At 64.3% G+C, this 12,383-nt stretch carries 13 protein-coding genes and 1 pseudogene; 9 read left to right on the forward strand and 5 right to left on the reverse strand.

The genetic code is table 11. From position 1 onward, the window contains the following. The first annotated feature begins 105 nt into the window (after positions 1–105). Both FH041_RS11200 and FH041_RS11205 read left to right on the forward strand, forming a co-directional pair. Positions 106–1,065 (forward strand): alpha/beta hydrolase, encoded by a 960-nt coding sequence (locus FH041_RS11200; protein WP_027914300.1) that lies wholly within the window; start codon positions 106–108, stop codon positions 1,063–1,065. A 63-nt stretch (positions 1,066–1,128) separates the two neighbouring features. Then, on the forward strand, positions 1,129–1,911 hold the full coding sequence (locus FH041_RS11205; RefSeq protein WP_104925938.1) for a hypothetical protein: 783 nt from the start codon (positions 1,129–1,131) through the stop codon (positions 1,909–1,911). A gap of 90 nt (positions 1,912–2,001) precedes the next feature. On the opposite strand, the gene prmB is transcribed toward FH041_RS11205, so the two are convergent. After that, positions 2,002–2,910, reverse strand: a complete 909-nt coding sequence (prmB, locus tag FH041_RS11210) for a 50S ribosomal protein L3 N(5)-glutamine methyltransferase (RefSeq protein WP_027914298.1) — start codon at positions 2,908–2,910, stop codon at positions 2,002–2,004. Between the two features lie 181 nt (positions 2,911–3,091). Here prmB and FH041_RS11215 point away from each other — a divergent pair, with 181 nt between their 5' ends. The 5 genes from FH041_RS11215 (at position 3,092) to FH041_RS11235 (ending at position 5,955) form a co-directional block, all read left to right on the forward strand. Then, positions 3,092–3,682: a cysteine hydrolase family protein gene (locus FH041_RS11215; protein WP_027914297.1), complete on the forward strand. Its 591-nt coding sequence runs from the start codon at positions 3,092–3,094 to the stop codon at positions 3,680–3,682. An 81-nt stretch (positions 3,683–3,763) separates the two neighbouring features. Further along, positions 3,764–4,084, forward strand: a complete 321-nt coding sequence (locus tag FH041_RS11220; protein WP_140174574.1) for a hypothetical protein — start codon at positions 3,764–3,766, stop codon at positions 4,082–4,084. A 262-nt stretch (positions 4,085–4,346) separates the two neighbouring features. Beyond that, a complete protein-coding gene (locus FH041_RS11225; protein WP_023535332.1) occupies positions 4,347–4,907 on the forward strand; it encodes a Smr/MutS family protein in 561 nt (186 codons plus the stop codon). A 69-nt stretch (positions 4,908–4,976) separates the two neighbouring features. Beyond that, positions 4,977–5,522 (forward strand): GTP cyclohydrolase I FolE, encoded by a 546-nt coding sequence (gene folE / locus FH041_RS11230; protein WP_023535356.1) that lies wholly within the window; start codon positions 4,977–4,979, stop codon positions 5,520–5,522. A gap of 61 nt (positions 5,523–5,583) precedes the next feature. Next, positions 5,584–5,955 (forward strand): glutaredoxin, encoded by a 372-nt coding sequence (locus FH041_RS11235; protein WP_140174576.1) that lies wholly within the window; start codon positions 5,584–5,586, stop codon positions 5,953–5,955. Positions 5,956–6,024: 69 nt separating this feature from the next. Here the strand turns inward: FH041_RS11235 and FH041_RS11240 are convergent, their stop codons facing one another. Beyond that, positions 6,025–6,627 (reverse strand): glutathione S-transferase family protein, encoded by a 603-nt coding sequence (locus tag FH041_RS11240; RefSeq protein WP_028687830.1) that lies wholly within the window; start codon positions 6,625–6,627, stop codon positions 6,025–6,027. A gap of 145 nt (positions 6,628–6,772) precedes the next feature. On the opposite strand from FH041_RS11240, the gene FH041_RS11245 reads away from it, so the two are divergent. After that, positions 6,773–7,963 (forward strand): benzoate/H(+) symporter BenE family transporter, encoded by a 1,191-nt coding sequence (locus FH041_RS11245; protein ID WP_049696393.1) that lies wholly within the window; start codon positions 6,773–6,775, stop codon positions 7,961–7,963. Between the two features lie 54 nt (positions 7,964–8,017). On the opposite strand, the gene FH041_RS23235 is transcribed toward FH041_RS11245, so the two are convergent. The 3 genes and pseudogenes from FH041_RS23235 to FH041_RS11255 form a co-directional block, all read right to left on the reverse strand. Then, positions 8,018–8,899: a methyl-accepting chemotaxis protein gene (locus FH041_RS23235; RefSeq protein ID WP_373682149.1), complete on the reverse strand. Its 882-nt coding sequence runs from the start codon at positions 8,897–8,899 to the stop codon at positions 8,018–8,020. 27 nt (positions 8,900–8,926) lie between these two features. Further along, positions 8,927–9,958, reverse strand: a pseudogene (locus tag FH041_RS23240) (methyl-accepting chemotaxis protein); the annotation flags it as partial. A 481-nt stretch (positions 9,959–10,439) separates the two neighbouring features. Next, a complete protein-coding gene (locus FH041_RS11255) occupies positions 10,440–11,201 on the reverse strand; it encodes an SDR family oxidoreductase (protein ID WP_027914292.1) in 762 nt (253 codons plus the stop codon). Positions 11,202–11,376: 175 nt separating this feature from the next. On the opposite strand from FH041_RS11255, the gene FH041_RS11260 reads away from it, so the two are divergent. Then, positions 11,377–12,378, forward strand: a complete 1,002-nt coding sequence (locus FH041_RS11260; protein ID WP_027914291.1) for an NADP-dependent oxidoreductase — start codon at positions 11,377–11,379, stop codon at positions 12,376–12,378. The last annotated feature ends 5 nt before the right edge of the window (positions 12,379–12,383 follow it).

Consider the following 12,383-nt stretch of genomic DNA (forward strand, 5'->3'; position numbering starts at 1 on the left):
GGCAAGCGCATCGTTACGGACGATACAGGGCCTTGGACCTGGCCCTAGAACCTTCATTGGCCATTGTGGGTCAAAGTGCTATCTCCCCCTGTGTAGTTGCGCACGATGCCGCGTTTCATTGCCCTGTTTTGCCTGCTGTTGACCAGCCTTTGCCATGCCGCCACCCCCACCGTCCTGCACCGCCCCATCGACCTGGACACCGGTCAGGGGGTACTGCACGGCAGCCTGCTGTTACCCCAGCAGGACACGCCGCCGCCGGTGGTGCTGATCATCGCAGGCTCCGGGCCCACCGACCGCGACGGCAACAACCCGGCCGGCGGGCGCGTGGACAACCTGAAGCGCCTGGCCCTGCTGCTGGCCAATGCAAACATCGCCAGCGTGCGCTACGACAAGCGCGGCGTGGCCGCCAGCCAACCGGCCACGCCCGATGAGCGCGACCTGAGCGTGGAACGCTACGTTGCCGATGTGGTGGCTTGGGGCCACAAGCTCAAGGCCGACCCCCGCTTCGGCCCCTTGATCCTGATCGGCCACAGCGAAGGTGCGCTGATCGCCAGCCTGGCCGCCGAGCAGGCCGGGGCCAGCGCAGTGATCAGCCTGGCCGGCAGCGGCAGGCCCATGGCCGAGGTGGTGCGTGAGCAGCTGGCCGAGCGCCTGCCGCCTGCGCAGCTGGCCCGTGGCAGCGCCCTGCTCGACCGCCTGGAAGCTGGCCAGACCAGCCTGGACGTGCCCGCACCACTGCGCCAAGTGTTTCGCCCCAGCGTGCAGCCCTACCTGATCACCTTGTTCCGGCAGGACCCGGCAGCCGCGTTTGCGCGGCTGTCCATGCCGGCGCTGATCGTGCAGGGGCGCAACGACGTGCAGGTGGACGTGGCGGATGCGCAGAAGCTCAAGGACGCCAAACCCGATGCCCACCTGGTGCTGATCGAGGGCATGAACCATATGCTGCGCATCAGCCCCAAGGACATGAGCGAACAGCGCGAGAGTTACCAGAACCCCCAGTTGCCGCTGGCACGGGAGCTGGGCGAGCAGATCGTCGCGTTCATTCGCCAGTTGCCACCGGCCTGATCGACGGGCTCAGGTCTGCGCGCAGGCGGCCGATACAGCGTGCATAGCCAAGGACATGCCCTGATGACCACACCACCTGCTGCCACAGAGCCGGCTGAAGAGCCCCAACACACCCCCGCCCTGCCCTGGGCGGACCTGGCCGTCGAACATCACCAGTTGCTGCGCCTGGCGCCCCTGCCTGGCGACCGCGCAACCGGCGCCCGCCCCCTGCGTTTCGTGCAGTTCGGCTATGCCGAGCGCCACGACCCGGCCCACAGCCTGCTGCGCATGCAGATTGGGTTGCCCGGCCAGAAGGTGCACAAGGGCCATAACCAGGTGGACATACGCGTAGATCACCAGACGAAGCGCGTGTACCTGGGGGATGAACATGGCCTGCAACTGGAGCCGGTCAATCGCGGCCTGGGCCGCTTTTTGCTGGCCCAGGCTGCCCAGTGGCTGCAGCGCAAATGGCCGAATTACCGAGTAGAGGCTTTTGCGCTGCCGAGCAAGGATGCGCTGGAGGAGGACTCGCGCCTGCGCCGGGACCAGTGCCTGCGTGGGGTAGGCCTTGAGGTGCAATACGAAGACGGGCAGGTGCTCAAGGGCCGAACGGCCGAGACCCGGGTAGACCAGTTGGAGGTAGGCTGGAACAGCGAGCGCGTGCAGCGCCTGGGCCTTCTGGATGCAGCGCAGTTGCTGCAGCAGGCAGACCAGCAGTTGCAGGAAGGCGAAGCCCGCTTGCGCGAGCGCGACGAGCGTGTGGCCAAGTACCAGCGCGAAGACAGCGGCTTGCGGTTCACCATCACCTGCCTGGTGGCCTTTGCACTGTTTCAGGCCGGGCTGCTGATCTGGATCGCCACGCGTTGAAAGCCTGGGGCCGGCGTTGTGCGAGCCTCAGGTGGTGTGAAGACGGCTTGGGCGGAACGGGCGCCTGGCACCCGTGCCCCCCACTCGGCCTCAGACGCGGCCTTTGAACAACGCCTGATGCTGACGGCACTGCTCGGCGGTGAGCATGAATACCCCATGCCCGCCGCGCTCGAATTCGAGCCAGGCGAAGTCGACTTCCGGGTACAGCGCCTCGACATGAACCTGGCTATTGCCCACCTCCACGATCAGCAAGCCCTTTTCGGTCAGGTGATCGGCCGCTTCGGCCAGCATGCGCCGTACCAGGTCCAGACCATCGGCACCGCAGGCCAGGCCCAGCTCCGGTTCGTGGTGGTACTCGGCCGGCATGTCGCCGAAGTCTTCGGCGTCCACGTAGGGCGGGTTGGACAGGATGAGGTCGAAGCGCTGGCCCGGCAACCCCTCGAAACCATCGCCCTGCACGGTGTACACCCGGCCATCGAGGCCATGGCGCTCGATGTTCTGGTTGGCCACTTCGAGCGCTTCGAACGACAGGTCGGCCAGCACCACCTCGGCCTGCGGGAAGACGTCGGCGGCGACGATCCCGATGCAGCCGGAGCCGGTGCACAGGTCCAGAATGCGGGCTGGTTCAGCGCCGAGCCACGGCTCAACACGCTTTTCCAGCAGCTCGCCAATGGGTGAGCGCGGCACCAGCACGCGCTCGTCGACGATGAACGACATGCCACAGAACCAGGCCTCGCCCAACAGGTAGGCGGTGGGCACCCGTTCTTCGATGCGGCGCTTGAGCAGGTGCTGCAGCTGTACACGCTCGGCATCCTCGAGCATGCAGTCCAGGTAGCTGTCGGCCACCTCCCACGGCAGGTGGACTGCCCCCAGCACCAGCAACCGGGCTTCATCCCAGGCGTTGTCGGCACCGTGGCCGAAGAACAGGTCGTGCTCATGGAAGCGGCTGACCGCCCAACGGATGTAGTCGCGCAGCGTGCGCAGACGGGATGTGATCACGGGAAACTCCTAATTCAGACTGGCCGAAAGTCTAACAGCCCAGGCCCTGGATTTGTTCCCTGCAATCGCCTGTACGGTAGCCACAGGCCAGCAACCACGCCGCTTGCGTTGTCAACCATTCCCATTGTCGCCAAGGCAGGGGAGAATAGGCGTACAAAAGCCCTATACCAAGGAGCCCTTGATGTCCGTTCCAACCACGATGTTCCGCCTCACTGGCCGCGATTACCCGCCGGCCAAGCTGAGCCAAGCCAGCCTGATCATCATTGATGCGCAGAAGGAGTACCTGACCGGGCCCCTGGCGCTGTCGGGCATGGATGAGGCCGTGGCCAACATCGCCAGGTTGCTCGACGCCGCGCGCAAGAGCGGCCGTCCGATCATCCATGTTCGCCATCTGGGCACCGTTGGCGGGCGCTTCGACCCCCAGGGCCCTGCAGGTCAGTTCATTCCGGGGCTCGAACCGCTGGAAGGCGAGACCGTGATCGAAAAACGCATGCCCAATGCCTTCAAGAACACCAAGCTGCACGAGACGTTGCAGGCACTCGGCCATCTCGACCTGATCGTCTGCGGCTTCATGAGCCACTCCAGCGTCAGCACCACCGTGCGCCGTGCCAAGGACTATGGTTACCGGTGCACCCTGGTGGAAGACGCGTCGGCCACTCGCGACCTGGCTTTCAACAATGAGGTGATTCCAGCGGCGCAGATCCACCGGTGTGAAATGGCCGTGATGGCCGACAACTTCGCCTGCGTGGCGCCGACGGCCAGCCTGATCTGATCCGATCAGGAGGGTGGCGGCAGGCAGGAACCCGAGGTGTGTTTGTGGGTCCAAGGGCCCAGACCCCAACAGGAGAGCAGGATGAAGCTTAAAGGCAGTATCGACGCCAAGCGCCTGCGCCCGCGCCAACCGCGCAGCTGGGGCGCACGCCTGGGTGCTGCGCTTGCCGCGCTGCTGGCCACCCTTGGTGTGTTACTGGCCATGGCCGGCGTGGCCGGGCTGCTGGGCAACTACCCTGCCCTGGCCGAACTCAACGCCAACAAGCCGCTTGCCGCCACCTTGTCGGTGGTGGGGCTGCTGATGCTGTGGCTTGGCGTACGCTTCTGGCGCCTGAGCCGCATTCGCATGCGCCGTGCTCGGGAGCTGAACATGTCGCCCCACTTGATGAAGAAGCATGAGTGAGGTTCCTGCAACCGCAGCCCCCCTGTAGGAGCGGCCTAGCCGCGATGGGGCGCGCAGCGGCCCCAGGATTTCAGCTTGGCCGCCTAGATCGCCGGGGCCGCTGCGCGTCCCATCGCGGCACTAGGCCGCTCCTACATTAGCTCACCGTCTCCCTTAGCTCACCGTCCCCCTTAGTAGCCCGCCGTCGCCCTTCCCCACCCGACCACCATGGCTGCACACCGCCGCGCACTCGCGTAAACTATGCCGCCCACGCGGAGGCATCATGCAAGACGACGATTTTTCCCTGTTCAAGGCCGAAGTGCGCGGCGTCAAGCCGATCACGCACGACCGTGCCGAGGTCGGCAAGCCCAAGGCCGATCGCCAGAAACTGGCCGGCCTGCGCCAGTCGGCGACCGTGTCCAGCGACAAGGCATTGGTCATCGATGGCATGTCCGACCAGTTCGTCATCGACGTGGGCGCCGAAGACGAACTGATGTGGCGCCGTGACGGTGTTCAGGAAACCCAGCTGCGCAAGCTCAAGCTTGGGCAGATACCGTTCGAAGGCAGCCTGGACCTACACGGCATGACCGTGGAAAAGGCGCGCGAGACGCTTTGGGATTTCATCGCCGAGGCGACGCGCCTTGAAGTACGCTGCGTGCGGGTCACCCATGGCAAGGCGGCACGCCTGGACGGCAAGCGCCCCATGATCAAGAGCCACGTCAACACCTGGCTGCGCCAGCACCCGCAAGTGCTCGGCTTTGCCTCCTGCAGTGCCCGCCACGGTGGCACCGGCGCGGTCTATGTGATGCTCAAACGAACCATGCTCGAAGGCCGCGACGAGTAACGCCGCGCTTGCAGCGCCGCCCTTGCCGCCGTAACCTTCGTTTTTGCGATTTTTCCCACAGGTAGATCCATGTCCCTGGAACAGAACTACACCGAGATCCTCAGCCAGATTGGCGAGGACGTCTCCCGTGAGGGCCTGCTCGACACGCCCAAGCGGGCTGCAAAGGCGATGAAGTATCTTTGCCGCGGTTATGAGCAAACACTGGAAGAAGTGACCAACAACGCGTTGTTCAGTTCCGACAACAGCGAAATGGTGCTGGTCCGGGACATCGAGCTGTATTCGATGTGCGAGCACCACATGTTGCCCTTCATCGGCAAGGCCCACGTGGCCTACTTGCCCAAGGGCAAGGTGCTGGGCCTGTCGAAAGTGGCGCGTATCGTCGACATGTACGCCCGCCGCCTGCAGATTCAGGAAAACCTCAGCCGCCAGATCGCCGATGCCGTGCAGCAGGTGACCGGTGCCGCCGGCGTTGCCGTGGTCATCGAGGCCAAGCACATGTGCATGATGATGCGCGGTGTGGAGAAGCAGAATTCGAGCATGATCACGTCGGTGATGCTGGGTGAGTTCCGCGCCAACGCGGCCACCCGCAGCGAGTTCCTCAGCCTGATCAAGTAACCGGCTGCGTCACCCAGGCCGACCCCTGCCGGTCGGCCTTTTTCATTTCAGGAGTTTGTACATGATCGTCAAAGCCCTGCGGGTTGGCCTCGGCCAGCTTATCGTATTCGGCGACTGGGCCAGCCGCCCGGCCAAGCGCAAGCGCGACCCGGCGGCCCAGGCCCGCGTGGACGAGGCGGCCAAGGGCCTGGCGCTCTACCAGTTCCATGCCTGCCCGTTCTGCGTCAAGACCCGCCGCACCTTGCACCGCCTGAACGTGCCGGTGGCGTTGCGCGATGCCAAGAACGACCCTGTGCACCGCCAGGCCTTGGAACAAGGCGGTGGCCGGATAAAGGTGCCCTGCCTGCGCATCGAGGAAGCGGGCAAGGTGACCTGGATGTATGAGTCCAAGACCATCATTGCCTACCTGGATGAGCGGTTTGGCAAGGGTTGATTCAGCGGTGGCGGGTGCAGCCTTGGCACCCGCCAGCGAGCCAGGTCGCTCCTACATGTTGCTCGTGAATCAGCCCACCATCGGCACATGCCGCGGATGGCTGCTCACCCTCTCCAGCCAGGCACGCACGGCCGGGTAGTCCGCCAAGTCGAAACCGCCTTGCTGTGCCACATGGGTGTAGGCATACAACGCCACATCGGCGATGGAATACTGGTCACCCACCAGGTACGGCGTCACCTGCAACTGCCGCTCCATCACACGCAGCGCCTTGTACCCGCCCTTGTGCAACTTGCGGTACTCCTCCACGCGATCATCCGGCAGCCCCAGGTAGAACTGGATGAAGCGGGCCACGGCGATATACGGCTCATGGCTGTATTGCTCGAAGAACTGCCACTGCAAGACCTGGGTGCGCAGGCGCGGCTCGGCGGGCAGGAACTCGCTGCCGTCGGCCAGGTAGTTGAGGATGGCATTGGATTCCCACAAGTAACTACCGTCCTCAAGTTGCAACACCGGCACCTTGCCGTTGGGGTTCATGGCCAGGAACTCGGGCGTCTCGGTCTCGCCCTTGAGAATGTCCACGGCGTGCCACTCGTAGGGCCGCCCCAACAGGCTGAGCATCAACTTGACCTTGTAGCAGTTACCCGATTGATAATCGCCGTAAACCTTGTACATCACCCCTACCCCTGCAATGCCGTCATACCAGAGCGCCTGATAGTTAACGACTGTACGGTTAAAAGCAATGATCGCTGTATCGCTGCTGTCACCTCGCCTGGCGTTAGTCTGAAAACCACGGCGTACACCCTTACAAGGATTTTTCATGACCGATGCCACTTCCGCTCGTCTTCGCCCCCTGGCAGATACCTCGCCCTCGGCGGTGGTTGCAGGCTTCATCGCCATGCTCACCGGCTACACCTCCTCGCTGGTGCTGATGTTTCAGGCCGGGCAAGCGGCTGGCCTGACTAACGCGCAGATATCATCGTGGATCTGGGCGCTCTCGATCGGCATGGCGGTCTGCAGCATCGGCCTGTCCCTGCGCTACCGCACGCCCGTGACCGTGGCCTGGTCCACGCCCGGCGCGGCGCTGCTGATCACCAGCCTGGGCGGGGTGAGCTACGGGGAGGCGATCGGGGCCTACATCACCTGTGCTGCGCTGGTGCTGATCTGTGGGCTGACCGGCAGCTTCGAGCGCCTGGTCAAGCGGATTCCTGCCTCGCTGGCATCGGCGCTGCTGGCAGGCATCCTGTTCAAGATCGGCAGCGAAATCTTCGTCGCCGCCCAGCACCGCACCTTGCTGGTGCTGGGCATGTTCTTCAGCTACCTGTTGGTCAAGCGCCTGTCCCCGCGCTACTGCGTACTGGCCGCTCTACTGGTGGGCACGGCCCTGTCCGGTGCCTTGGGGCTGCTGGACTTCAGCGGCTTCGCCCTGGAAATGGCAACGCCGGTATGGACCACGCCGCACTTTTCGCTGGCAGCCACCATCAGCATCGGCATTCCGCTGTTCGTGGTGGCAATGACCTCGCAGAACATGCCGGGCATTGCCGTGCTGCGGGCAGACGGTTATCAGGTGCCGGCCTCTGCGTTGATTTCAACCACCGGCCTGGCTTCGTTGCTGCTGGCGCCGTTCGGCTCGCACGGGGTGAACCTGGCCGCCATCAGCGCGGCCATCTGCACCGGGCCGCATGCCCATGAAGACCCGAGCAAGCGCTACACCGCGGCCGTGTGGTGCGGCGTGTTCTACGGTGTAGCCGGCGTGTTCGGGGCGACCCTGGCAGCGCTGTTCGCGGCCTTGCCCAAGGAACTGGTGCTGTCGATTGCGGCGCTGGCCCTGTTTGGCTCGATCATGAATGGCCTGACGGTAGCCATGAGTGAAGCGCGCGAGCGTGAAGCGGCCGTCATCACCTTCATGGTCACGGCCTCGGGGCTTACGCTGTTCTCCATCGGTTCGGCCTTCTGGGGCATCGTGGCCGGTGTACTGGCCCTGCTGATCCTGAACCCACGCAAGGCGTAAGACACCCGCCCATGGCAGGCTCCTCGCCGGCGGAGCCCTGCCAGGGCGGCGCCATCACAGCCTGAAGTGCCCCACCATGCCCTTGAGGTCGGTGCCGAGCTGCGCCAGCTCGACGCTGGACCGGGCGCTGTCCTGCATGGCCAACGCAGCCTGGTCGGCACTGCCACGAATTTGCGTGACGCTGCGGCTGATTTCTTCTGCGACCGAGCTTTGCTGTTCGGCGGCGGCGGCGATCTGCTGGTTCATCTGCTGAATCAACGACACCGCTGCGGCAATACTGCCCAATGCGCTTTCGGTGTGCAGGGCATCGGCCACGGCCAGGCGCACCAGCTCCGTGCTGCCGCGAATCTGCGCGACGGACTGCTGCGCATTGCCGCGCAGGCTGGCCACCAGGGTTTCGATCTGCTCGGTGGACTGGCGCGTGCGCCTGGCCAGTGCACGCACCTCGTCGGCCACCACTGCAAAGCCGCGCCCCTGCTCGCCGGCCCGGGCCGCTTCGATGGCCGCGTTGAGGGCCAGCAGGTTGGTTTGCTCGGCAACGCTCTTGATGACTTCGAGCACATCGCCAATGGTATGGATTTCAGAGCTGAGGCTCTCGATGCCCGCGCTGGCGGTTTCGGCCGCGGCGGCCAACTGCTCGATGCGCTGCATGCTCTGGCGCACCACATGCTGCCCCGAATCGACCTTCTCGTCCGCAGCCTGCGCCGCTTGCGCGGCTTGCTCGGCGTTGCGCGCCACATCGTGCACGGTAGCCGTCATCTGTTGCATCGCCGTGGCCACTTGCTCGGTCTCTTCCTTCTGGCTGCCGACTTCGCGGTTGGTCTGCTCGGTCACGGCCGACAGCGCCTGGGCGTTGCCGGCCAACTGCTCGATGCCTTGCTGCAAACCGCTGACGATGCCTGACAGGCCGGCGGCCATCTGCTGCATGGCCTGCATCAGTTGCCCCACTTCATCGCGGCGCGGGGCGACGGGCTCGAACGCCAGTTCGCCGTCGGCAATGCGTTGCGCACGGGCAATCACATGCTTGAGCGGGCCAACTACGGCGCGGGTGATCAGCCAGGCGGCCAGCACGCCCACCAGCAAGGCCAGCGCGGTGGCGATGGCGATGGCCACCGTGTTGCGCTGCAAGTCGCCTTGCAGCACGTGCTCTTCGGTGAGGTAGGCCTGATCGACGCGACTTGTGACGTGCTCGGCCGAGGCCTGCAGCTGCGCCTTGAGGCCTTGTTCGCTGGCCAGTTGGTCGGTGTATTCGTTGAGTTTTTCGGAGAAGCTGCCAATGTGCCCCGCCACCTCGTTGAGTACGCTCTGGTAGCCACTGTCGGTGACAGCCGCTTGTAACTGGCCCACAAGGCTGGCGGCCTCGACCGTTTGCGCGATGCGCGCCTGGCTGACGTCGTCTTCGCCCTTGCGGCTTTTCTCAAGGCGCACTCGGGCTTCATCCATGGCCTGGAGCATCAACCGCGAGACCTGCGCCACCTGCGCGGCCTGCTCCAGGAACTCACCGCCCTGCTGGCCTTGTGATTGCTTGAGGGTATACACCCCGTCATCAGCCAGGCCGGATTGCAGCACGTCGAGGTTGTTGGCAACGCTTGAGACCGACCAGCTGGCGGTATCGAGCGCCAGTTCCTTGGCCTGCACCGCGCCGACGAACGCTTCGAATGCCTGGCCATAGGCGGCCAGCTCGGGCTCGGCTGCGGCCAGGGCCGGCAGTGCACGAGCGCGCTCGACCAACCCTTGCAACCCGGCGCGCAAGGCTTCGGCTTGCTTGATGTCGGAGCGCAGTGCAAATGCCTGTTCGTGCTGGCGCAGACGCAACAGGTCGGTATTGAATTGTGCCAGCGCGCGCAGGCTGTCAAAGCGCTGTCCGACACTGTGCAACGCCGCGATACCGATGGCAGCCACCGCCAGGGTCAGCAGCAACACCAGGGTGAAGCCCAGCGCGAGTTTGCGCGCCATGCCCAGGTTGGCCAACACACCGTGCTTGCTCGCGCCCATGCCGATTCCCCTTGTGGGTGTCAGGTTATCCCGAACGCCAAGGGTGGCAACGTTGCCAACCCCTGAACAAGGGCCTGACGTCAGAATAGTGTCAAATAGCTATGAGTATGTCGGTAATGGGTTTGTAGGAGTCGTCCTACGTATGAAAGGCAGGGATGGGTGGCCGGATGTTGTCTGGCAACGACGGTGGTTGGTGGAGGGACATGGTGGCGGCACGCTGGGGGTGCGCGAGGGATGAAGATTTGCGGCTCGGGGCGGAGAACTTGGGGCCGCTGCGCAGCCCATCGCGGCACAAAGACCGCTCCCACAAAAGTGCAATCTACAGGCTACTGAGCCCCGTGTGGGAGCGGCCTTTCCGGGGCGCCGGACCGGCCGCGATGGGGCGCGCAGCGGCCCCAGGATGTCAGCGTAATAATGCCTCTTCAGACAAGTGCTCAGCCCCTGGCAGCCTTTGGGCTTCATCCACCACAACCTCACCGATTCAAATTGCCGTGGCCCCTCCATCCACCGTCAGACAGTGCCCAGTGGTAAACGCCGCACCATCGCTGCACAGGTACAACACCGCACTGGCGATTTCGGCCACGGTGCCGATGCGCCCTACCGGGTGCATGGCGGCAGCGAACTCGGCTTTGCGGGGGTCGGCTTCATAGGCACGGCGGAACATGTCCGTATCGATCACGGCCGGGCACACGGCATTGACCCTGATGCCCTTGCGGGCATATTCGATGGCGGCAGACTTGGTCAGCCCGATCACGGCATGCTTGGACGCGCTGTAGATGCTCATCTTCGGCGCTGCGCCCAACCCCGCCACCGAGGCGGTATTGACGATAGCGCCGCCGCCCTGGGCCAGCAGTAGCGGCAGCTGGTATTTCATGCACAGCCACACACCTTTGACGTTCACGCCCATGATGGCGTCAAACTGCGCCTCGCTGCCGTCGGCCAGCTTGCCCTGCTCGATCTCGATGCCCGCATTGTTGAAGGCATAGTCCAGCCGGCCATAGGCGGCGACCAAGTGCTCGTGCAGCTGGCGGACCTGGTCTTCGCGGGTCACGTCGCAGGCGATGAACAACGCCTCGCCACCTGCGGCCCGAATCTGCCCGACCGTTTCCTCGCCGCCCACGGCGTCCAGGTCGGCGACCACCACCTTCAGGCCCTCGCCGGCAAAGGCCAGCGCCGTTGCCCGGCCGATGCCCGCCCCGCCCCCGGTGACCAGTGCTACCTGGCCCGAAAAACTCATGCTCATGCCGCGCTCCTGTCAGGGCCTGTGAGGCACACGAGCATAGCCAGCCGCTGGTAAGGCCGCAGCATCATCACATGGACATTTATAGGACCATGCTTGTCAGTGATGTTGAGGACCTGCTTTCATCAACAAGGTAGATTTATCCTCTTGTGCACATCCCATTCTTCAAGGACCCGTCATGACCCAGACCAATCGCCGCTTCCTGCTCGTCAAACGCCCGGTCGGGGCGGTAACGCGTGAAGACTTCAAGTTCGAGACCCTGCCTGCCGAACAACCCGGTGAAGGGCAAGTGATGGTGCGCAACCTGTACCTTTCCCTGGACCCGGCCATGCGCGGCTGGATGAACGAGGGCAAGTCCTACATCCCGCCGGTTGCCTTGGGGCAGGTGATGCGCGCCCTGGGCGTGGGCGAAGTGGTTGCGTCCAACCACCCGGACTTCAAGCCTGGCGACCATGTGAACGGCGCATTGGGCGTGCAGGATTACTTCACCGGCGAGCCCCAGAACCTGCAGAAAATCGACCCGAGCCTTGCACCCCTGCCCCGCTACCTGTCGGCCTTGGGCATGACCGGCATGACGGCGTACTTTGCCTTGCTGGAAGTGGGCCAGCCTAAAGCCGGCGACACCGTGGTGATCTCCGGCGCCGCGGGTGCGGTGGGCAGCATTGCGGGGCAGATCGCCAAGATCAAGGGCTGCCGCGTCGTGGGTATCGCGGGCGGTGCCGAGAAATGCCAGTACCTCAAGGATGAACTGGGCTTTGACGGCGTCATCGACTACAAGGCCGAGGACGTACAGGCAGGCCTTAAGCGCGAATGCCCGAAAGGCGTGGACGTGTACTTCGACAACGTCGGGGGCGAGATTCTGGATGCGGTGCTGACGCGCATCAACTTCAAGGCGCGCATCGTGATCTGCGGTGCGATCAGCCAGTACAACAACAAGGAAGCGGTCAAAGGCCCGGCCAACTACCTGGCGCTGCTGGTGAACCGTGCGCGCATGGAGGGCTTCGTGGTGATGGACCACGCCAAGGACTACGGCAAAGCGGCCAAGGAAATGGCCGGCTGGCTGGCCAATGGGCAGGTCAAGAGCAAGGAAGACGTGGTGGACGGCCTGGAAACCTTCCCAGACACCCTGTTGAAACTGTTCAACGGGCAGAACTTCGGCAAGCTGGTGTTGAAGGTGTAATGACT

Source organism: Pseudomonas sp. SWI7 (assembly GCF_006351945.1).
Taxonomy (GTDB): Bacteria; Pseudomonadota; Gammaproteobacteria; order Pseudomonadales; family Pseudomonadaceae; genus Aquipseudomonas; species Aquipseudomonas fulva.

Coding starts and splice junctions, on each gene's coding strand:
- FH041_RS11200 (WP_027914300.1), top strand. CDS start 106: ATGCCGCGTTTCATTGCCCTGTTTTGCCTGCTGTTGACCAGCCTTTGC.
- FH041_RS11205 (WP_104925938.1), top strand. CDS start 1,129: ATGACCACACCACCTGCTGCCACAGAGCCGGCTGAAGAGCCCCAACAC.
- FH041_RS11215 (WP_027914297.1), top strand. CDS start 3,092: ATGTCCGTTCCAACCACGATGTTCCGCCTCACTGGCCGCGATTACCCG.
- FH041_RS11220 (WP_140174574.1), top strand. CDS start 3,764: ATGAAGCTTAAAGGCAGTATCGACGCCAAGCGCCTGCGCCCGCGCCAA.
- FH041_RS11225 (WP_023535332.1), top strand. CDS start 4,347: ATGCAAGACGACGATTTTTCCCTGTTCAAGGCCGAAGTGCGCGGCGTC.
- folE (WP_023535356.1), top strand. CDS start 4,977: ATGTCCCTGGAACAGAACTACACCGAGATCCTCAGCCAGATTGGCGAG.
- FH041_RS11235 (WP_140174576.1), top strand. CDS start 5,584: ATGATCGTCAAAGCCCTGCGGGTTGGCCTCGGCCAGCTTATCGTATTC.
- FH041_RS11240 (WP_028687830.1), bottom strand. CDS start 6,627: ATGTACAAGGTTTACGGCGATTATCAATCGGGTAACTGCTACAAGGTC.
- FH041_RS11245 (WP_049696393.1), top strand. CDS start 6,773: ATGACCGATGCCACTTCCGCTCGTCTTCGCCCCCTGGCAGATACCTCG.
- FH041_RS23235 (WP_373682149.1), bottom strand. CDS start 8,899: ATGCAGGCCATGCAGCAGATGGCCGCCGGCCTGTCAGGCATCGTCAGC.
- FH041_RS11255 (WP_027914292.1), bottom strand. CDS start 11,201: ATGAGCATGAGTTTTTCGGGCCAGGTAGCACTGGTCACCGGGGGCGGG.
- FH041_RS11260 (WP_027914291.1), top strand. CDS start 11,377: ATGACCCAGACCAATCGCCGCTTCCTGCTCGTCAAACGCCCGGTCGGG.